Annotated in this window: 16 protein-coding genes; 3 read left to right on the top strand and 13 right to left on the bottom strand. The window is 52.8% G+C overall.

Going from position 1 to position 19,853, the window contains the following annotated elements; genetic code table 11:
• Positions 1–55: 55 nt before the first annotated feature.
• Positions 56–3,814, top strand: a complete 3,759-nt coding sequence (locus tag Q0W37_RS03345) for a DUF3857 domain-containing protein (protein WP_297698758.1) — start codon at positions 56–58, stop codon at positions 3,812–3,814.
• A 6-nt stretch (positions 3,815–3,820) separates the two neighbouring features.
• Here Q0W37_RS03345 and Q0W37_RS03350 read toward each other — a convergent pair whose 3' ends face one another.
• The 5 genes from Q0W37_RS03350 to Q0W37_RS03370 form a co-directional block, all read right to left on the bottom strand.
• The gene (locus Q0W37_RS03350; RefSeq protein WP_297698760.1) at positions 3,821–4,687 is read right to left on the bottom strand and encodes an NAD-dependent epimerase/dehydratase family protein; all 867 of its coding nucleotides are present in this window, start codon (positions 4,685–4,687) and stop codon (positions 3,821–3,823) included.
• A 2-nt stretch (positions 4,688–4,689) separates the two neighbouring features.
• Entirely contained in the window at positions 4,690–6,165 is a 1,476-nt protein-coding gene (locus Q0W37_RS03355) for a DnaA/Hda family protein (protein ID WP_297698762.1), read from the bottom strand.
• 368 nt (positions 6,166–6,533) lie between these two features.
• On the bottom strand, positions 6,534–6,968 hold the full coding sequence (locus tag Q0W37_RS03360) for a hypothetical protein (RefSeq protein WP_297698764.1): 435 nt from the start codon (positions 6,966–6,968) through the stop codon (positions 6,534–6,536).
• A 30-nt stretch (positions 6,969–6,998) separates the two neighbouring features.
• Positions 6,999–8,306 (bottom strand): U32 family peptidase C-terminal domain-containing protein, encoded by a 1,308-nt coding sequence (locus Q0W37_RS03365; protein WP_297698766.1) that lies wholly within the window; start codon positions 8,304–8,306, stop codon positions 6,999–7,001.
• A gap of 3 nt (positions 8,307–8,309) precedes the next feature.
• Positions 8,310–9,881 carry a hypothetical protein gene (locus Q0W37_RS03370; RefSeq protein WP_297698768.1) on the bottom strand — a complete coding sequence of 524 codons (1,572 nt, stop codon included), beginning with the start codon at positions 9,879–9,881 and terminating at the stop codon, positions 8,310–8,312.
• 243 nt (positions 9,882–10,124) lie between these two features.
• On the opposite strand from Q0W37_RS03370, the gene Q0W37_RS03375 reads away from it, so the two are divergent.
• Positions 10,125–12,374, top strand: coding sequence for a carbohydrate-binding domain-containing protein (locus Q0W37_RS03375; protein WP_297698770.1), 2,250 nt, complete (start codon positions 10,125–10,127; stop codon positions 12,372–12,374).
• Positions 12,375–12,484: 110 nt separating this feature from the next.
• On the opposite strand, the gene Q0W37_RS03380 is transcribed toward Q0W37_RS03375, so the two are convergent.
• The 3 genes from Q0W37_RS03380 to Q0W37_RS03390 are packed head-to-tail and all read right to left on the bottom strand — an operon-like array spanning position 12,485 to position 13,962.
• Positions 12,485–12,820 carry a hypothetical protein gene (locus Q0W37_RS03380; protein WP_297698772.1) on the bottom strand — a complete coding sequence of 112 codons (336 nt, stop codon included), beginning with the start codon at positions 12,818–12,820 and terminating at the stop codon, positions 12,485–12,487.
• Positions 12,821–12,834: 14 nt separating this feature from the next.
• Complete coding sequence (locus Q0W37_RS03385) at positions 12,835–13,419, bottom strand: hypothetical protein (RefSeq protein ID WP_297698774.1); 585 nt, start codon at positions 13,417–13,419, stop codon at positions 12,835–12,837.
• Between the two features lie 12 nt (positions 13,420–13,431).
• Positions 13,432–13,962, bottom strand: a complete 531-nt coding sequence (locus Q0W37_RS03390) for a sulfurtransferase TusA family protein (RefSeq protein ID WP_297698775.1) — start codon at positions 13,960–13,962, stop codon at positions 13,432–13,434.
• 130 nt (positions 13,963–14,092) lie between these two features.
• Between Q0W37_RS03390 and Q0W37_RS03395 the strand changes: the two genes are divergently transcribed.
• Positions 14,093–15,646, top strand: a complete 1,554-nt coding sequence (locus Q0W37_RS03395; protein ID WP_297698777.1) for a glycosyltransferase — start codon at positions 14,093–14,095, stop codon at positions 15,644–15,646.
• Here the strand turns inward: Q0W37_RS03395 and Q0W37_RS03400 are convergent.
• The 5 genes from Q0W37_RS03400 to Q0W37_RS03415 are packed head-to-tail and all read right to left on the bottom strand — an operon-like array spanning position 15,643 to position 19,848.
• Complete coding sequence (locus Q0W37_RS03400) at positions 15,643–15,864, bottom strand: PilW family protein (RefSeq protein ID WP_297698779.1); 222 nt, start codon at positions 15,862–15,864, stop codon at positions 15,643–15,645. The genes Q0W37_RS03395 and Q0W37_RS03400 overlap by 4 nt on opposite strands.
• Complete coding sequence (locus tag Q0W37_RS15380; protein WP_367186228.1) at positions 15,849–16,190, bottom strand: type II secretion system protein J; 342 nt, start codon at positions 16,188–16,190, stop codon at positions 15,849–15,851. The genes Q0W37_RS03400 and Q0W37_RS15380 overlap by 16 nt, the downstream gene beginning before the upstream one ends.
• Positions 16,187–17,095, bottom strand: coding sequence for a hypothetical protein (locus Q0W37_RS03405; protein WP_297698781.1), 909 nt, complete (start codon positions 17,093–17,095; stop codon positions 16,187–16,189). The genes Q0W37_RS15380 and Q0W37_RS03405 overlap by 4 nt, the downstream gene beginning before the upstream one ends.
• The gene (locus Q0W37_RS03410; RefSeq protein ID WP_297698783.1) at positions 17,082–18,164 is read right to left on the bottom strand and encodes a hypothetical protein; all 1,083 of its coding nucleotides are present in this window, start codon (positions 18,162–18,164) and stop codon (positions 17,082–17,084) included. Before Q0W37_RS03410 ends, Q0W37_RS03405 begins: the two co-directional genes overlap by 14 nt.
• Positions 18,151–19,848: a type II secretion system protein GspD gene (locus Q0W37_RS03415; protein ID WP_297698785.1), complete on the bottom strand. Its 1,698-nt coding sequence runs from the start codon at positions 19,846–19,848 to the stop codon at positions 18,151–18,153. Before Q0W37_RS03415 ends, Q0W37_RS03410 begins: the two co-directional genes overlap by 14 nt.
• Positions 19,849–19,853: the final 5 nt, after the last annotated feature.

The following is a 19,853-nucleotide window of genomic DNA, read 5'->3' on the forward strand; positions in this document are numbered from 1 at the left end:
GTTCGGGCTGTTTTTTGTCGCATCTTTGATTTCTTGCGCTGGAAACGGCCAACCGTTGACAGATACAGAACCGCAACAAGCCGCAGACGAGAGCGACGGCGGATCCAGCTACACCGACAACTATTTTGACGACGGCTCCTCGCAGAATGCAAGCGGATCAAGTAACAAGGCCCTTCGGCAAGCTCAGGGACCTAATTCCGCAAGAGCTTTCAGCTCCGACGGATTCAGCTTCATTCTGCCGCAGGGCGGCGCAGGCGACTGGGCGCTTGTGGGCGACGAAAGCGGCGCCCACGAGAGCGGCGTCCCCTACGAATTTTACAACGCCAGCACGGGACGCCGCGCGGTCCTGGTCGAAATTGAACTCCCCAAGGGCGAACCCATGCGACTCATGGACCGCGCCCAGATGGAAATGCAGGCATTTGAATCAAGCGGCAAAAAGGCGACTCTCGCCGAGACCTACCCCGAAGAAAATTTCGGCGGCACCGGCGTTTTCTTTGACGTCGCAGGCAAGCGCTACGACAGCCCCTACGAAGCCGTGGGCTTTGTGACAGGCGCCGGGAGCCGCGTGTACACGCTCACGCTTTCGGCCACCGACACGCCGCTCCAGCCGGGCGAACTCAAGAACGAATGGAAGGAATTCTTCGCGAACTTCAGCATGCGCGAAACTGCTGCAAGCGAAGGCCCGGAACTTTCGCCGAACAGCGTGCAAAGCTTTGACTCCCCCACGCTCGGCTACACCTGGGCCGTCAAGGACACCCTCTGGCATCACTGGACAGGAATCGCCCGCCAGAACGACGACCCGGACCTGGTGCTCAGCAATAAGGCCGAAGACGTTTCGCTGTTCGTTTACGGGGCAACCGTTGAAAGCGACGCCGTCAATTCGCAGGATTTGTTCAAGGTGCTGCTCGTGCGCCTGGGTGTCGACCCCAACAATCCGACGCTCGAAATGCACCGCCAAAAGGTCGGCGACCGCTACGCGCAGGACTTTACCCTGACTCACGTGGTCAACAAGTTCGACTTCTATTATACAGGCCGCTACTTCTATGACGACGGCCGCGGAATCTTGATCGTGAGCTGGACCCAGGGCGTGAACAAGAAAAAATACGCCAAGGTCATGCAGCACGGTATCGAAGGCCTGACCGTGGGCGAAAAGCCCGCCACCGCAAGTGACGCCGAATCCGCCAAGAAGCAGGCCAAGTTCAACGCCGCCATCATGAGCCAAGTGGGCATTCTGCGTCTGCTCGAAAACCAGCCGCTAGTGGCCCTCAGCTACTTTGAACGCGCGAACCGCATGGATCCCGAAGAGCCGCTGTACCTGATCAACTGCGGATTCGTCTACCAGATGAAGGAACTTTACGGCCCGGGCATCAGCCACTTTGAAAGCCAGCGCGAACTGGTGCAAAAGAACGGCAAACTGCTCTCGATTTTGGGCGAAATGTACGAAGCCTTGTTCGACTACGGCCGCGCCCGCGAATGCGCCGAAGCCGCCCTCCGTTACACACCGAACAATCCGGAATACGTGATCAACTTGAGCGACGCCCTCTGGGGACTCGGTCAGCGCAACCAGTCGCTCGTGGTCGTGCAACGCCTTTACGACACGCAACCGAGCAGCCGCCTGGGAGTTTACCTCGCCAAGACCTACATGGGTCTCGACCAGTACGCTGAAGCCGTCGACATTCTTTACCAGGTGCGCCGCCGCTTTGGCATGAGCGTGGAACTCGGAAGCACCTTGATGGATGCCCTCATGTTCCTTGGCCGCTACGAAGAAGCCCGCGCTATCAGCGAAGAAACGCTCGCCAAGGACAAGAACGACTACAAGATTTGGACCACGCAGGGCAAGATTCTATTCTACAGCCGCAATTACCGCGACGCCGAAAAGTCGCTCACCAAGGCACTCGCCTTAAAGCCCGATAACGAAGACGCCAAGAGTTTCCTCAGCGCAACAAAGGCATTCCTCGGCAAGGCAGACAACCGCACGCTGCAAAAGCCAATTACGCCGGTGGAAGAACGCACCAAGAACCTGAAGGGTCTCCTCAGCGAAACTGCCAAAAAGCAAGGCACCGAAGGCGATTTCCCTGCTGTGGTGCATTACAACAAGCAGACCTTGAAAGCCGAAAAGGGCGCGAACTGGGTCCGCACCGACGAAATGCTCATGGAAATCTTGGACATTCGCGGCGCCGCCATTTATCGCGAATTCACTTTCGACTTCTTGCCGGGATTCGACCGCATTTACCTGAATGCCCTCGAAGTCTACGACAGCAACTGGAACCTGAAGCAGAAGGCGAACCTGAACGGCGCCTACATTACTTACGCTACCGAAATCGGCGGCCAGAACGAATCGCAGACGGCGCATTTCCCGCTGCAAGAGCTTGAACCGGGTGACTTTATTTACCTGCAGTTCAGCCGCACCAACATCGAAAACAAGGGCATGATCCCCTACACCGACTTCGTGAGCAGCAAGGACGTTCCCGTAGGCCAGTCCAGCTTCCGCATTTACGCCGACACCGCCCGTTTTGTGACCGAAGAATACGGCCCGCTCGAAAAGAAGGCCATCAAGGGCGGCATCGAATGGAAAATCGAAAACCCGGTCATTATTCGCAAGGAACTCTACATGCCCGTGTACCGCGACTTTGGCGCAGGCCTGATGCTTACCGGCAAGCAGGAATGGAAGAACGTGGGCGAAGATTACCAGAACCTAATCAAGCACCAGTTCAAGCAGGCCGTGAGCGTACGAGAAAAAGCCCGTGAAGTCCGCGGTAGCAAGGCAAACGACAACGCCGTCAAGGCCATCGTGAACTTTGTGCGCCACGATATTCGCTACCGCGACATTCGATTCGGTGGACACAGCCTGATTCCGCAAACAGCCGAAGTCACGCTGAAAAAACACCAGGGCGACTGCAAGGACATGGCGCTCCTGCTTAAGGAAATGCTTGAATCCATCGGCGTCAAGAGCTACCTCACGGCCATCCACCTGACCGAAGAAGGCTTTGCCGGCCTCCCGACGATTCAGCAGTTTAACCACATGATTCTCTACATTCCGGCGCAGGGTCAAGTCACCGAACGCTGGGTCGATGCCACCGACAAGACCGGCAACGATCGCCCTGTGCCGCTCGACATGGAAGGCAAAGTCGCACTCGTAATCAACGACGACAGCAGCCACGTGGTCACCACGCCGATTTTGGAAGACAATCAGGAGCACCAGATTGGTATTGAACACCGCCTGTTTATCGGTAACGACGGCGCCTGCGAATTCCGCGACTCGATTTCGTTGCAGGGCAAGTTCGCAAGCGTGATGCGTAACCGATTCTTTGGCCGCGACGCCAAGGAACAGGAAAAGCTGATGGAAGACTTCTTGGCCTCGGGTATCCCCGACGTGAGCATCGGAAACATCCGCATCGAGAACCTTACTGAATTCAACAAGCCGCTCGCCCTAGTTGTAACATACGCCTCGAAGGGTTACTTCGGCCAGGGCGGCTCCGAACTCAAGGGCCGATTCCCGAATGTGTGGGAACGCAGCCTGTTCAAGCTTCCGAAGGTTTCCAAGCGCCACCATCCGATTCGCATGCCCCACGAAACGCAGTTTGCATACAAATTAAGCGTTACAGCAGCAAGCGGCAAGACGGTCAAAATCACCGGCCCCAAGAAGCTCCCCCGTGAACCGGATTATGTGAGCTTCGAGAAGAATTACGACGGCAAGAACAGCATCAAGTGGACCACCTTCGCGCTTTACGCCGACCCCGCCGAATACAACAAGATTCGCGAGGAATGGACCTACTTGCTCAGCGAAACCAGCCCGATGATCGAGGTGAAATAAAACTTTTTAAAGCGGAGAGCCGGGGTTATAATTCAAATCCCGGACGGCATCGTTAATATCGGGAGCGGCATCGTACAGGAACCCCGCCAAGGCCTGTTCCGCAGTGACTCGCCTTCCGCCAATCCAATTCTTAAGCACGGCAAGCAGCCTTGCGATATGCCATGGCAACGGAATCATCCTATGATTCATCCCGGCAACATCCAAAATATGCTTAGCCATTTGCGCCATGCTCATCATATCGGCACCGGCAAGCGCATAAGTCTTTCCGACAGCATTTTCCGCAAGCCCCGCCGCTACGATTCCCTGCACCAGGTCCGTACTTTTCACGGGACGCTTGATGCATTTTCCGCCACCGGGCAACAGGTAGACCGGAAAGCGACGGACATAATCGGCAAACATATTGAACTCGATTCCGCCTCCGTCGCCAATCACAAGCGTCGGACGCACGATTGTCCAGGGAAGTCCGCTTTCCTTGACGAAACGCTCCCCCGCAAGTTTACTCTTGCCGTATTCGGTAAGCACCGGATAAGTCACCGAAATACTAGACACATAAACAAGCCGCTCTACGCCCGCTTCGCGGGCCGCACGCACGACGTTACGCGTGCCACCGGCATTGATGCGGTTAAATTCCCCTTTCTTGCAAGAAAGAAGAATTGCCGCCAAATGATAGACAACCTGAACCCCATCAAAGGCCGCCCGGATGGACTCAGCATCCGTCACGTCCCCGTAAAAGACCTCCACCCCCTCGGGTAGTAACCCAGCCTGGGTATCGCCCGGGAGCGTCAACACGCGCACACACACACCGCGTTGCATGAGTTCCCGACAAAGCGCCTTCCCTACGACGCCCGCGCCCCCCGTCACCAAAGCAATCATCGCTAGGCTTCCAGCAAATAACGGATATCCTGAACCCTGCGAGCGAGGGATTCATCTTTTTCCATCTGCTTTTGCAACGACAGGACGGCGGCGATAACAGAAGAATAGTCTCGATTGAAAAGCTTGCCGATTTTTTCGTGCGATTCCGGAGTCAGTTCGCGGCAGAGGTACATCGCCACCTTGCGCGGCAACGAGACCCCCGCATCCTGACGACGGCTTGCAAGGGCAACCATATCGGTACCGAACTCGAGGGCGACCACTTCGGAGATTCCCTTGGTGGTCAGTTCCTGCATGCCCGTCGATCCCGGAGGAGCCACCAAGCGCTTGACAGCCCCAAGGTCCAGATTTTCCTGGCAGAACTGGTTCATGGCCGAAAGCCCGTTCAGCATACCCTCGATCACTCGCACATTTTCGCGACGCGGAATCGAGAGGAACCTACAGATTTCTTCGCGATCCTTGTCGACAAACGGAATGTTCATCGATTTTTTCTGGATAAGCTTCATGCGGGTCGAAAGGTCCGGTTCATCGATACCCACCGCCACACAGGATTCCAGCGGAGCCAACAGCTTTGCCGAAAGACTAGGAATCGCAGAATGTCCGGCCGGCTTTTCGCCATCGGCAAGGCGGTTGAACTGAGACGGGTGCCTATCGCAAGAAAGCACCACCTGCTTACCGGCCGCACGCAGATGCTTGATCAATATAGCGAGGCGCATCTGAGTTTCGACACCACGTTCCAGCAGCTGAACGTCATCCAGCAACAGAATGTCGCAGTTTTCGTACTTTTCCTGGAAAGCGACCGCAAGTTCGCGGACATTTCCGATCTTAAACTTCAGGGCCTTGCTCATGGCTGTCGCATCGCGCAGAAAATCGTAGGCATGGCAATAAACGATTCGCGTACCCGCCTTCGCCTTTTGCATCTGGGCCGCCACGGCCTGCAGCAAGTGCGTTTTCCCGAGCCCCGACTTTCCGTAGACAAACAGCGGATTCAGAGCGGGATCCCCCGGATTTTCGGCAACGGACTTGCAGGCTTCACATGCCGTAAAGTTACATTCGCCCTCGACAAAGTTTTCGAAGGTATAGCCGGCATAAAGGGATAGCTTTCTACGGGGAATAACCTTTTTAGGGCGCGACACAGCCACGCGCGGAATCAAGGGGGCCACCGGCGCCACCCTTTTCTGCAGCACAGGCTTCTCGTTTTCCGCAATACGGATAGAATAATCTATATAATCAGAGCCCAGAACCTCGGCAAAGGCCTTGTTCAGAATATCCCCATAGTGCGACTTGATCCAATTTTCACGCAATTCATCGGGGACCGTCAGCTGGACATGGCCATCAAAAAAGCCTTCGTAGACCACCGCATCCAAGATGGTAAGGCCAAAATAATCATTACATTCTTCCCGCAGGCGGTCTTGAACGCGCTGCCAGACGCTTTCTGCGGAATCAGCATTCAATTCAATCAAAGAAACAGAGTTTGTCACGTTTTACCAATCATCTAAAAATCAAGCTGAAAATTAAATAAAGGTTTTCACCAAAAATGCAGTTTCTTAAAAAAAAATCACAGGGTGGCTTTTTTGAGCAATTTGGGGCATTTTTATTTATATTCCCCATTTTTCACCTCTCTTTGCAAATAAATCACGTATTTAGTCACTCCCCAATCAAATTTCTCACCCTATGTTTAGCACAACTTATCAACAGATATTTTTTTTACTACATCTTGACAAAAAACTAAAGGAATTTTTGCTCAAAAAGGCACCACTTTCAAAGAAGTTACAAAAAAATAACCGCTTTTTTTGACAAAAAACGGCAATTTTTGATAGAAATTCTTGATTATCAATAACTTAGCAAGCTAGTGATTTTCGTCCATCTTGGACTGGAGGTTTTCAATCCGTTTTTCCAGGATTTTCTGGATTTCGGGAAGAAGACGGTCCTTGATGCGGTCCAGATAAAGGCATTGCAGCTGAATCATGCGGTTACGATGACGTCCTGCATGTTCCTGAATCCAATGACTTACGGCAATCTGGCGATCCTGAACGCGTTCCTGCAGCATCTGCTTAATGTAAGTCGTCTGGACCGACATATAGCGCTGCATATTGAACGGAAGCTTGTAGGTGCGGATAAACTGCTTTAGGTATTCCAGCAACGAAAGATGCTGCCATTCCCTGTCGTGAATAAACTTGCGCAGTTCTTCGACGTGGCTTTCAAAAAAAGGGATGATGGCCTTATCGTCGATCTGATAAAGTTCCAGTTCATCCTGTTTTTTGGTCGCTTCGTCAACAGCCATATTTCAAATTTACAAAAAAAATGTATTTTACTAGGCTTTACGCTTCACAAAAAAGAAAAAATTAGCATTTTCTGTGGGCACATTTACATTTTCTGGAAGGAAAACCCAACCTTCGGTTCCCGGATGCAGGCAATCCACATCGGTTCCCTTGAAATTTTTCATCGAAAGGATTTCACACGGGAACTGCCCCGACGGAGTCATCAAATCGAGGGGATCGTCCAGCGAAAACGGATTTTTGACATTCACGCGACAGGCATGAGCCTCTGAATCATAAGCCACCACCTGGGCGGCAACACATCCGCCCGGAGCATCTTCGTGGGTAGACTCGTAGTTCTGCGGCAAGGGTCCACGCAAAAAACCGGGCATAAAGCCGCGACCGTCCACAAACGAAATCGCACGGTGGACTTCATCGGGGATCTTTACGGTTTCCACCCCCTGTTCCATCTGCGCGGCACAGGAATCAATCGCCATACGGTAGGAACGCACCACCTGGCTCAAGTAGTAAACCGACTTGGTTCGCCCCTCGATCTTGAACGAATCAAGCCCCGCCGCCATCAGGTCGGGAATCACGTCGATCGCGCAAATGTCGCGACTGCTCATGAAATACGTTCCCCAAGTATCCTCGTCGAGGGCAATCGGATCTAATTCGGGGCGGTCCGTGCGTTGCAAGCTAAATTCACCTTCGTGTTCATGGTAATTTTCGCACTGCGGCTCCGGATTGGCGTACAGACGGTACGGCATGCGGCAGCTGTTGTCGCAGGCGCCCTGGTTTGCATCGCGGCGAGTCACCCAGTTGCTAAGCATGCAGCGACCGGACATCGACATGCAAACCGCTCCGTGCACAAAAACTTCCAGCTCCAGATTCGGATTGTGCGCCTTGATTTCCGTGATCTCGGACAAGCGAAGTTCGCGACTCAATATGACGCGACGCACCCCAAGGTCATGCCAGAACTTGGCCGTTAGGTAATTCGTCGTATTCGCCTGGACCGACAAATGAATTTCAACCTCGGGACGCACCTGACGAAGCCACCCCACAAAGCCGGGGTCTGCCACAATCAAGGCATCGGGCCCAAGGTCTATCGCCGAAAGAAGCGCTTTCTGGAAGGATTCCACCTTGACATTTCGCGGAATCACGTTACTCGTGAGGTAAAACTTTTTACCCAGGGCATGGGCGTACTTGATCCCTTCAGCAAGGTCGTCCAGGTTCTTGAAACCATTTTCACGAGCCCGGAGCGAAAAGGCGGGCTGCCCCGCATACACGGCATCGGCACCGTAAGCAAAGGCGTATTTCATTCGGTTCAGGTCACCGGCAGGAGCTAGTAATTCAGGAAGTTTCATAAATTACCACTTGAATCCTGTTCTCAGGTACACTTTTTCGTCGTTGAACAGGGTGATTTCGCCGAGGAAAAAGACGTACTGCCCTTCGTAGCTGATAGACGGCGTAAGGGAGTACTCCATCTTCGCCCCCTTCAGGAAACGCTTATGGATTTTCATGTGATTGCGTCTTGGAGTCGTGTCGTTTACCGCACTGCCGTAATCGGTTCCCTTCCAGAACCAGGTGTTGCGGAGAGAGGCCGCGATATGATGGTCATAGCGTCCATACACCGTAAAATCGACCACCTGACTGTTCGGACCATTCTGGTTTCCGAGCGGACGACCTAGGTGAGCCATCTGGGCCGTATTCGCATGAAAGTGAGAATACACATAAGGTTCAATACGGGCGTATTCGGCAATAAAGCCCGACTCCAGCAAATGCGATTTGATATTGAAGTCGTGTGCGCCCTGCATACCAGCCATCCAAGCCCATTTCGCCTCGATATTGTCGTTTTTTGCAAGGCTCACCGGACTTTCCATATCGTCTAGATAATATTCCGTATAAATACGGAGAGACCGGAACAAACGGTAGTTCAAGTCAAAGGCGAGAGACCCGTTGTTGCTGTCTTCGGAATAGTTTCCCTTTTCCATGAATAGGGGAACCACCGGCACGAACAGCCAAGGTTTCAGGTTATCGTACTGAATCTGGAGTTCGCTGATACCAATCGTCGCATTCCCCGCAGCCAATTCATAGCGATGACCGAAAATGTTGCGGGTTTCATCCTTGTTGTTCATCCCCATGCCAGGATAAATGCGCAAGTCCCCATAAAAGGAATAGACGCGAAGCGGTCCGAACTGCATGTCGAGCGAAAGCATGTTGTACGGAAGCGCGAACTGGTTCAAGCTCAAGTTGTTGTAGTAGCCCGGGCCCCAGTGCATCACGTCGCGGCCAAAGTCGATGCGCGCCCAGTCGTAGTTCAAGGCAATATGGGCGCGATAACGTGCATAGCTCGTATATTCGATTCCCGAATTGTTTTCCGACTTCTGATTTTCCAGGAACTCGCCATCAAAGGACCTGGGCTTGTCTGCGGAATGCCCCTCGTCATAAATGCGGGCGTCGAGAACAAAGTCAACCGAATCCGCATAGCCGCGCAGGTAAATGCCACCATCGATTCCCGGCCAGATCGTATCACCGAGAGCCTCTCCACCGCGGTAGTCCAAGCCACCCACCATAGACACGGCAATCGCTATTCGAGGAATTTCGGCATTCCGCTTCACGCATACGGAATCTTCTTTCTTACAGTCAAAATCTCCGTATCCCGAAATCGCAGGGCCATGATTTGCGTCGTAATAGAGCAAGGCATTCTTTTCGGTTTCGACAAAGTTCTTGCGGAAAGTCGTATCGCGGCGCGGATAAGCAAAGAACTGAGGCCCATCACCAGTCGTGACTCGGTGCAGTTCGTAAAGCATCGGGGAGTTTTCGAGGAGGCGCAAATTGCGGACATTTTCAGGGCCATTCACCGGAGAGGCTGCAAAGGCAGACACTGATAGCAACGACACCGCAACAAGAGCGAGCGACTTGGATATTTTCTTTTTCATAACGTCTCGATTTTTCAAGAATCTTAATGGCGTTTGGAGAACATTTTTGCAAAGATAGTTTTTTATGGACACAAATTAAAGGATTTTCCGCTATTTTGGAGCCATTTGTTCCGAACGAGACAAATCGTTCCGTTTTTGCGTTCAACTTTTTCAAACAACCGTTTTTTTTAACATATATAGGGCAATTTTCCATAATATCTTTTGTGAGGGACAATCAAAACACCCCTTCAAAAAGAGGATAATATGAAATGTTTGGGTATTTCTTCGCATATCTCGCTTGGGCTACTGGCCCTCCTTGCGGGATGTTCAAGCGACTCTTCTTCTACCTCCGCTGTCGACGACCTCAAATCGAGTATCGAAGGTGACATCGAAGGTGCTACCGAAAACAACAACGTCTGTCTAAACGACGGCTACTCCGCCATGCAGGGCGCCACGGGCGAAATCCTTTGCATGGATTCGGCAGGAAATCTCTCCTTCTGGATCAATCCGGACGGAAGTTTCGGCTATCCGGAATCCTCTCAAGAAGCTGGAACTCCGGACTCCAATTCGTCTGCAAGCGAATCCGGTGCAGCTTCCTCCGACAGCACCTCTACAGAAAATATCGAATCGAGCGCCTCTGCAACAGGCTCTACAGAAACACCCGCAAGCTGTGCCGACAGCAAAGCGCTCTATACCATCAACGGAGTTTCTTACTACCAGAGCGCCCAGGGTTACATCTACTACTACGACGGAGCCTGCAACCAGGTCAAGGTAGAAAGCGCCGTTTCCAGCAGCTCTGCCAAACCGTCCGTCGAAAGCAGTAACGACAGTCAGCCGACCGTAAGCAGTTCTTCCGTTACACCGGTCGAAAACAGTGGCGACATTCAAACACCCCAAAGCAGCGCCTCTACCACTCCGGCAGAGAATAATTCCTCTGCGTCTACGGCAACAAGCAACGCCTCTACATCCAACGGCAACTCGCCCACCATCAAGTACGCAGGTGCCGCAGCGACCATCGAAAACGATAACGGCTGCGTCAATATCGACGGAGGCACCGTCACCATCACCTGTGCAGGCGACTACAACTTCAGCGGTAACGGAGACGGACAAATCCAGGTGAACGCGGCTAGCACCGACAAGGTGGAGCTCTATTTGAACAACTTAACGCTTTCCCATTCAAGCGACGCCCCCCTCTATGTCCACAATGCCGACAAGGTGGTCGTAAACCTCGAAAGCGGCACCACCAACACGTTCTCTGACGCATCCACAAGAACAACCGACTACATCAAGGCCGACGGCACCAAGGATACCACGGGAGCGGCCATCTACGCCAAGGATGACCTCACCATCAAGGGTGAAGGAACTCTCAAGGTGACCGGCAACTACAACAACGGCATTCATTCCAGCAACGACCTGCGCGTCCGCGGCAACCCGACCATCAACGTGACCGCCAAGAACAACGGCCTAAAGGGCAAGGGCCTTGTGGATATCGAAGGTGGCGACATCACTATTTCGGCAACAAACGGCGACGGCATCAAGAGCGATGAATGTAACGTAAGCGGCACCGATACCACCATCACCGAAGGCAAGGGTATCGTCGATATCAAGGGTGGCAAAATCACCATCACCAAGGCGGGCGACGACGGAATTCAGGCATACAACTATGTCTTTATCCGCGACTCGGTTTCTGCCCCGACCATCAACGTGACCTCCACCGGCAAGGGAATCGTCTCGGAAAACAGGGTCTACATCAACGCCGGCAAGATCGACATTTCTTCGGGCGATGACGGCGTTCACTCCAACATGAACGTCTATTTCAACGGCGGCTACACGACCATCGCCGCCCCCAAGAACGACGGCGTACACGCCGATTCCACGCTGACAATCAACGACGGAACCATCTACGTCACCAATTCCTACGAAGGCCTCGAAGCCTGGTACATCAAGGCAAACGGCGGCATCACCGATGTCTACGGAACCAATGACGCCTGGAATGCGGCGGGCGGCAACGACGGCTCGGGCAACACCAGTCAGGGCGGCCAGTCCAACTGGGGATTCCCGGGTGGCGGTGGCATGGGCCCCGGTGGTGGCGGCATGGGTAGCAGCAGCGGCTTCCTCACGATTACAGGCGGCGTTCACCACGCAAAGACCGGCTCCGGTGACACCGACGGTATCGACAGCAACGGCGAACTCACGATTTCTGGTGGCGTTGTCATCGTTGAATGCCAGATCAGCGGCGGCATGGGCGGCTCCTTCGATTCCGACGGAAATGCAAACCTTACGAGCAAGACCGTCCTTGGCTTCAGCAGCGGCTCTTCGGAAAAGGGTTCCAACTACAGTGTCTCCTTCAGCACTAGCAGCTACTACGGCACCTCCAATGTAGCCTTCAAGCCCACCATTTCCGGTAGATACATGGTGACCACCACGGGTCAGCCCTCGCAGGTGAGCAACGTTTCGAGCTACAGCAAGAGCGTTACCTTCCCGTCGGGTAGCACCGTCTACTACAACGAGTAAAAGAGACTCCTAATTATAATAGAGCGTCTACAGAAAGGTCCTCCGCTTCGCGGAGGACCTTTGCATTACAATTTAAACCGCCTTATAAATTGCCTTAAGCATTGATGCGACTAAAGGAGTCCCCTCTTTGCAGAACGCATCAGGCTCCTAAGCTGCTTGTTGTCCAGCTTAGGGACTTCCGCATCCTTTTGGGCGCGGGACTTCGGGGCGCAATCTTCGCAAAGGTGCTTGGTTACGGTTCCAAAGCTTGCGGCGCCGTTCGAGACAGTCGTTTCCTTGAAACGGTAAGAACGCAGCAAGGCCTCCTTATGGCACTTGTCGCAAATTCCCATCTTGGGGGCCGAAGCTTCGTGATGACGTTCCTTTTTCGGGGCGTCACTGGTTTCTTCCCAGGCTTTACTCTGGGCTGCAATCTTGCGTGCGAAATGATCGTCTGTCAGGCTCATGGTACCTTCCTTTTTTATTTTAACTCTTTCTTTATAAAGTCATTCAGGAAAAGCGCTAGGAACGTATTGCAAATCGAAGTCGGATGCCCTTCGTCGGTGTAAAGGCTCCGGCCAAACTTTCCCCGTTCCAACTGTTTTTCCTTGAACGCGGCCACGTAGGCCGCAAAATCCATAATCTTTACGCGCTGGTCATCCTTCTTTTCCAGCCCACGGATAAGTTCATTCAGCGCACTCAACTGCGACGGCGCCACAGGAAACATATCTTCGGGAATAGTCAAGAAATGAAGCGGAGCCAAGGTCTTGCTCAAGACTTCATCGGCGAGAGCTTCGTAAACGTCAAACACTTTAGCGTAGTCGTTACCACCCCGCTTGAGTTCCTTAAGGCCAAGTCCGATAATCATTCGCCCCGCCTTCTTGCCGATAATGTCGGCCGATGCGCGGTCGTACAACTGCCGCAGGCTCTGGGGGGCAGGCGCATTGATAGAAAACTGAACCGGACGATTCGCCTCACGGCAAAGGAGAATTTCGGCAAAGCGGTTGGCTGCTTCGCCCTGTTCTCCGAAAAGTTCATCGCCTATAATCAGTATCCTATTTTCCATTACTCCTATAATCTACACTCTTGAACGCCGTTTGACCACAGAAAGGATCCAAAAATTCTCTTTTTTTTGCCTTTTTTTGACAATATGGCCATCGGCAACCAGCGCCCCCGGAACATTTTCGATGGGCGATCCATCGTCCAGGTAAATCTCGAGTTCAGAACCTTCGGGAAGTCCAGACATCACAAGACGACTGCGCATGGCATTGTTGGGGCATACCACTCCACGCAGGTCCAAGTGTTCCGGAAATGTTCCCTTCAAAGCCTCCGGCAAAGGGGAAACCTTCGTTTTTTCGCAAAAAACGGCAATTTCGGGAGCGAACCTCGTAGGCGAGTCCAACCAAGTCCCAACAGGATACTCCGGCAAATTTATCGCGAGAACCCGAGCAAGGGCCTCTTCGGGCGAAATCACCTGAGCTGTTTCACGACGGAACCACTCCGAACAGGCAAAAGAGATTAGCCGTCTGAGAGCATCCTCGAAACCAGAGCTCCCCTTTTGGGCCTCCATCCACTTTTCCAACGGAGTTTTGGAATTTTCTGCCAACATAATCGAATATAAATGATAATTTTTTGTGAAATAGCGATTATAATGTAGCAAACTTTCTACAGGGTTTCTATATTTGGCGCCAAGTTCCGAAAAAGGAACAAAAAGTTTTATAAATAGGTTATACGGTTTTATGGCAATCAGTACAATCCTACTCGACATCATGTTCGTCGTCTACGTCATCGCGGGCATCGGACTTGTCATCTACGGTTTCAGCTGTTACTATAGCATCTACTTATTCTTAAAGAATAGCCGCACCACGCGGCTTTCCGACCGCAAGCACATCCTGCAGTTCTACCGCGAACACTCGATGGACGACCTGCCGCAGGTGACCACCCAACTCCCCGTCTTTAACGAAGCGAACTGTGTCGAACGCCTGCTCGAAGCTGTTTGCGCCATCGACTACCCCAAGAACAAGCACGAAATTCAGGTTCTGGACGACTCCACCGACGAATGTTACGAAGTTGCGAAGAAAAAGGTCGCCGAACTTGCCGCCAAGGGTTACGACATCAAGCTTATTCACCGCACGAACCGTTCCGAATTCAAGGCCGGCGCCCTTAAGGAAGCCATGCAGGTCGCCAAGGGTGAATTCCTCGCCATTTTCGATGCCGACTTCGTCCCCGAGAAGGACTTCCTCCTCAAGACCATCCCCTACCTGGTAATGGACGAAAAGATTGGCCTGGTCCAGGGCCGCTGGGGCCACCTGAACCGCACCGAGTCCGGTTTGACACTCGCCCAGTCCATCGGTATCGATGGACACTTCGTGGTGGAACAGTCCGCCCGTAGCTGGGGCAAGCTCTTCATGAACTTCAACGGTACTGCAGGCGTGTGGCGCAAGCAGGCCATCTATGGTGGTGGCGGCTGGGAAGGCGACACCCTGACCGAAGACATGGACCTTTCTTACCGTAGCCAACTCGCCGGTTGGAAGATGAAGTTCGTGTTCGACGTGATCGTTCCGGCCGAGCTCCCCAACGACATCAACGCCTTCAAGGCACAGCAGTTCCGCTGGGCAAAGGGTTCCATCCAGACCGCCATCAAGATTTTGCCGCGCGTACTCAAGGCCAAGGTTCCTCTCCGTGTAAAGATCGGCGCCATCCTCCACACGACGCACTACTCGATCCACCCTTGCATGTTGTTTACCGCCCTCTGTGCTTGGCCGCTGCTCGCCTTCTTTGAACCGGTCGCACACCTGCCGACCTGGGCCTACACCGTCGGTTTCAGCTTTATCTTCCTCGCCGCGATCGCACCTTCTGTTCTTTACTTTGTGGCACAGCGCTGCTCCGGCTACACCGGTTGGAAGATCCGCCTGCTGTCCCTCCCCATCCTCATGGCTTTGGGTGTAGGCATTGCAGTGAGCAACTCCCGCGCCGTGTTCTCTGCCGTGATCGGTGCCAAGGGCAGCTTTGTCCGCACCCCGAAGAGCGGCGGATCCAAGAAGAAGGCCAAGAGCCACTACGCCCAGAAGTTCCCGTGGCAGGCTGTTGTCGAACTGGGTGTCGGCGTCTACTGCATCTTCGGTCTTCTGGAATACATCGGTGCGCAGAAGTTCATTATCGGACCGTTCCTCGCCCTCTATTCCGTTGGCTTCCTCTCGGTGAGCGTGCTGAGCTTTATGCACTACATCGGCAACCTCATCGAAATGCACAAGGCCCGCGCCGCAGAAAAGGCCGTCGAAAAGCAGGACTAACGCTCTCGACGAGTTCCTGAAACATAAGGATTTATCCGCCGCAGCGCCTCGAGGCTTGCGGCGGTTTCTTTTTGGTAATCACCGTAAAGATGCAAATAGAGCCTGTGGTAGGCACCATAGAGCTGAAGGGCCGCCAAGGAAACCATAGACGCGGCAACGACAGCGACCAAAAGTTCAATCAGCGTAAAGCCAGCACCCTGTTTCAGTTCTTTCGACACCGGACAAGCCTCCTTAGTTGGACCGTGTGGACAGCCTCGGCGGAAACTAAAACCCAGGCTAGCGGTTTAATCCCAGGAACAGCTCTTAGGGCAACATCCGTTCCATTTAAGACAAAAGAAGTATCCCGGCATTCAGGAGGTTCCGCAACGAGCGATTCCACCGACTGAGCCACGGCTTGTAGCGTTCGGACCTGATTGCGTTCAACACTCCGCAGCAGATTGAACCCGTCCAGGAACCGCCCCAAAGCAGTCACACCTACGGCAAGTATGGCGAGCGACACACATACTTCCATCAAGGTGAAACCTTTTTTTTCATCATTTTTCATTCAATATTCAGCTTCCATTCAAAGGGTTTCAGCGATCCTTCCACAAAATCCGGTACAAGCATCGAATCTACTTGCAAGGCTTCGGACGATTCGAGAGACATCACAAACGACGGATATCGCATTTGGACTTTCGCAGTCCCGTTTGGGAAAGCCACCTCATGCAAAGCGACGACAACGCCCGAGAACTCCAATCCCCTTGATATTTCAACGCGATCCTCACTGAAGGCCTCTAGCCAATGGACCTTCGTCTGTCCGCGAAACACAAGAGGCCCCCGTGCATAAACGCGCAACGTGTCAAACACGGCACTTCCCCGTACCTCCATAGCGCCGTCCACCATGAACCTCCCCGAAGAAACGCGCCCTTCGAGGTCTAGCGACAAGTCCCCATCCATAACCCTAAGCGCCATCGAAGGAATTTGCCCAAACATCCGACGATTTCCCGTCTTAGACACCAATTCTAGCGGAGGCTTCACCATCATGATTTCACGGTTCAGCTGAAGTCTAAACGCATCGTAAATGTCATGCCGCAAAGAATAAGACCGCAACATGTTACAGCCGCTATCGCACGCCACACCAGCAAGCACATGCACACTCCTGCAAGAATCGACCTCGGCACGCAAATCAGCCCAAGGCCCCATACGCTCCTTAGAAACCCTGGGAAGATGAACGACTTCACGCCCAACATTCTCTGGAATTTGCTCAAAGAAACCTTCGGGAAGGCCCTCTAAATAGGCCAACAACGCAGACTCCGCATCGTAAATCCGCTGCTGTTGCAGCAAATAACGCATCGCCAGCTGTCGCCCACTTCCGGGCATCTGCAAAAGCGAGGTCAGCAAGACCGTTACCGCAAGCAATATTCCAAGAACAAACGGCAAAACAGCCCCGAGCTTATCACATCGCCTCACCGCCCACCTCCACGATAGCCGTCGAATCGCCGCATCCGAGTTGAATGCGGTCGCGTTCAATCGAATTCAACGCAAACCTTCCAACGCGCATACCCTCCTTCAGGGGGCTCGACTCCCCTAGCAAGGAATCGAACATCACAACAGCGACCTTGTGCTCCACCACCCCCATCAAATGAAACGAAGGCAGTTCGCATTTTTCAAAAACAGGCCTTGCATAGGGCACTTCATCGACAACATCCTCAAAAACGACTTCATGAAATTCCTTGGGAGGCAAAAGTTCTTCTGCAGGAGGGTCGATACATCCCACGCAATCATAAGAATCATTCTGCAAATGCCACCGACAAAGTAGTGAGACCGTTAAACAAAGGACTAGCGCAAGCCAACACAAGCCTCTAGGCGCCCCTGTAATTTGCGTTACAGTCCTTTTTTTCAAGTCGATACGTCGCCAAAAGGGATCATGCGCCGCATCATTAAAAAGACGGCGTTCAAATACACCTTTCAAGCGAAACTCCTCAAAAGAATCGGCTCGAGAAAAAAGCGGATCCGTCCTTAAAAACCTCCGGAAACGTTCAAGCCGAATTTCTAGCAATTCGAGACCGTCACCAAAGCCGCTTTCTTCGGACCAATGACAAAGGCGCCCTTCGAAAAATACCAGAATAAAAAGCGAACCGTCAACGGTTGCATAAAAGAAAAAATTCCCGCTATTGTCCTTAGATGCATTACGCATTGCCGCATCTGCAGCCGCATAGAGCCAAATCTGTCTTGGCAAAACCCTCCGCGTGCCCCAAGCCTTACGGAACGCCGAAAAAGACACCACCACCAGATAGCGTAAAAACCGACCTTCGGGTGCGTTGAACGAAACCAAAGGAATCATTCGAAAGTAGCCGCCATTTTCACGGATTCTAGAACGCAATTTCGGAAATTCGTATTCAAAAGCACATTCAAGTTCATCCCGCGAAATGATCTTGTCAAAAGTCGCCGTCTGCTCCCACATAAACAAGCTCACTTCGTGAGGAAAGCCGCGTTCAAACAATCCCAAGCAAGAATCAATTACCTTACGGACGCTCATCGGAAACTCCACCACGCTCGATATGGGGCGTAATAAAGATGGCCAGTTCGTTTTCTTCTTCCTCTTCGGATGTATAGCAGAAAAGCCTCCCCAATAAAGGGATGCTCCCTAAAAATGGAACCGCCGAACGCACCTCGGATTTACTCTTGCGGATAAGCCCTCCTAGGCAGAGGGTTTCCCCGTTTTCCAGGACCACCACCGTTTTCAGATTCCTAGTGCTGATATCGCGCGGGCCATCGCCGGAGCTACGCCCCGCCGTCTTGATTTCGGGCGAAACCTCTAGCGTAATGCGCCCCTCCTGCGTTACCGACGGAGTCAGTTCCAGCGAAATTCCGTCATTAAACGAGCGGTAATCCGTAATCGGATACCCATCGGCCGAAACTTGGCTCACCAGGTAATAGACCGTATTCGTCACATTGAGTTCCGACTTGTTTCCATTGAGCGTCGTAAGCCTCGGACGCGCCAAAATTTCTGCGTAGTTGTTTTCTTCCATAGAGGCAAGTTCCATTTCAAAGCGGTCCGGCAAAAGCCCAATTTTTCCGAACGCCCCCGCCACAGAAAAATCCTTGTCCATAAAATCGAGATAGCCTCGAGCTCCGATATCGCGCTCCTGCGTTTTTCGCGAAGAACCGCTATGCAGTCCGATTTCAAAACCGTGCCCCTTCTTGAATTCCACCACAATGCAAGAAAGCGTCACCTGCAGCGCCGGAATATCGATCAGTTTCAACAGATCCTCTGCCGACTGTATTTCCGACCTAGAGCCCACCAAAAGGAGAGCATTCTGTTCCTTGATTTCGGTCACTCCAAAATTGGAACCAGAAGAAATCTTCCCCAAATAGGCCAAGGCTTTTTCGGAATGGATATGACGCAACGGGTAAAGGCGAGCCATCGAAAGAGCGTTTCGAGCGCCCCCTTCCGACACGAAAAGCGTCGAATCCTGCAGGGCGTAGCTGTAGCGCTTGTCCCTAAAAAGCGACTCCACCAAGGATTCCAGCGAAACGCGCGTCAAGCGGAGCCTTACGTTATCATGAATGTCGCCATAGACGGCCAAATTCAAGTGCGACAATTCCGCGAGTTCGTTCAACACTTGCAACAGGTTTCCGTCGCTAATTTCGGCCGAATAAAGTTCCCCATCACGTTCCAGGTGAATATCGGCAGCGGGTTCTTCGGGACGGTCCTCGCTTGAAATAAGCCGTTTACGCGCCTCGCCCACGCGAAGACATTCCCCCTCGCGCCATACGCGAAAGCCATGCGCCCCCATGATCGCGCGAAAAGCGGCCTCTGCCGACAGGGAATGCAGGTTTCCACTCACTTTTCCCATAAGCCCAGGATCAGCAAGGATGTTCAATCCGGAATTCAGCGAAAATTCTCGAACAAATTCATAGACGTCTTTTTCCTTGACCGACAAAGAAATCAAGGAATCCTGCACCCTGAATTCATGTTCGCCATGGGAAACGGCGCGCCGCACATGATACACGGAGCCATCCTCAACGATTTCAAGCCCATGCGCCGAACAAAGCGCCGTAAGCCCTTCCATCAGCCCCACTCCTTCCAGATGAAACGTCACCTTGGAATCAAGCGAATCGTCTACCAGAATGGGCGTTCCATAGGCTAGCGAAACCGTACGCATCACCTCGGCAATAGGCGTGTCTACAAAATCGAGAACGGCCGCCCGCAAGGGCATACAGC

Source organism: uncultured Fibrobacter sp., from assembly GCF_947166265.1.
Lineage (GTDB): Bacteria > Fibrobacterota > Fibrobacteria > Fibrobacterales > Fibrobacteraceae > Fibrobacter.

What these genes read in the sequence shown, in the direction of transcription:
- Q0W37_RS03350 (WP_297698760.1), bottom strand. Translation starts at nt 4,687, where the DNA reads ATGATTGCTTTGGTGACGGGGGGCGCGGGCGTCGTAGGGAAGGCGCTT.
- Q0W37_RS03360 (WP_297698764.1), bottom strand. Translation starts at nt 6,968, where the DNA reads ATGGCTGTTGACGAAGCGACCAAAAAACAGGATGAACTGGAACTTTAT.
- Q0W37_RS03365 (WP_297698766.1), bottom strand. Translation starts at nt 8,306, where the DNA reads ATGAAACTTCCTGAATTACTAGCTCCTGCCGGTGACCTGAACCGAATG.
- Q0W37_RS03370 (WP_297698768.1), bottom strand. Translation starts at nt 9,881, where the DNA reads ATGAAAAAGAAAATATCCAAGTCGCTCGCTCTTGTTGCGGTGTCGTTG.
- Q0W37_RS03375 (WP_297698770.1), top strand. Translation starts at nt 10,125, where the DNA reads ATGAAATGTTTGGGTATTTCTTCGCATATCTCGCTTGGGCTACTGGCC.
- Q0W37_RS03380 (WP_297698772.1), bottom strand. Translation starts at nt 12,820, where the DNA reads ATGAGCCTGACAGACGATCATTTCGCACGCAAGATTGCAGCCCAGAGT.
- Q0W37_RS03385 (WP_297698774.1), bottom strand. Translation starts at nt 13,419, where the DNA reads ATGGAAAATAGGATACTGATTATAGGCGATGAACTTTTCGGAGAACAG.
- Q0W37_RS03390 (WP_297698775.1), bottom strand. Translation starts at nt 13,962, where the DNA reads ATGTTGGCAGAAAATTCCAAAACTCCGTTGGAAAAGTGGATGGAGGCC.
- Q0W37_RS03395 (WP_297698777.1), top strand. Translation starts at nt 14,093, where the DNA reads ATGGCAATCAGTACAATCCTACTCGACATCATGTTCGTCGTCTACGTC.
- Q0W37_RS15380 (WP_367186228.1), bottom strand. Translation starts at nt 16,190, where the DNA reads ATGAAAAATGATGAAAAAAAAGGTTTCACCTTGATGGAAGTATGTGTG.
- Q0W37_RS03410 (WP_297698783.1), bottom strand. Translation starts at nt 18,164, where the DNA reads ATGAGCGTCCGTAAGGTAATTGATTCTTGCTTGGGATTGTTTGAACGC.
- Q0W37_RS03415 (WP_297698785.1), bottom strand. Translation starts at nt 19,848, where the DNA reads ATGCCCTTGCGGGCGGCCGTTCTCGATTTTGTAGACACGCCTATTGCC.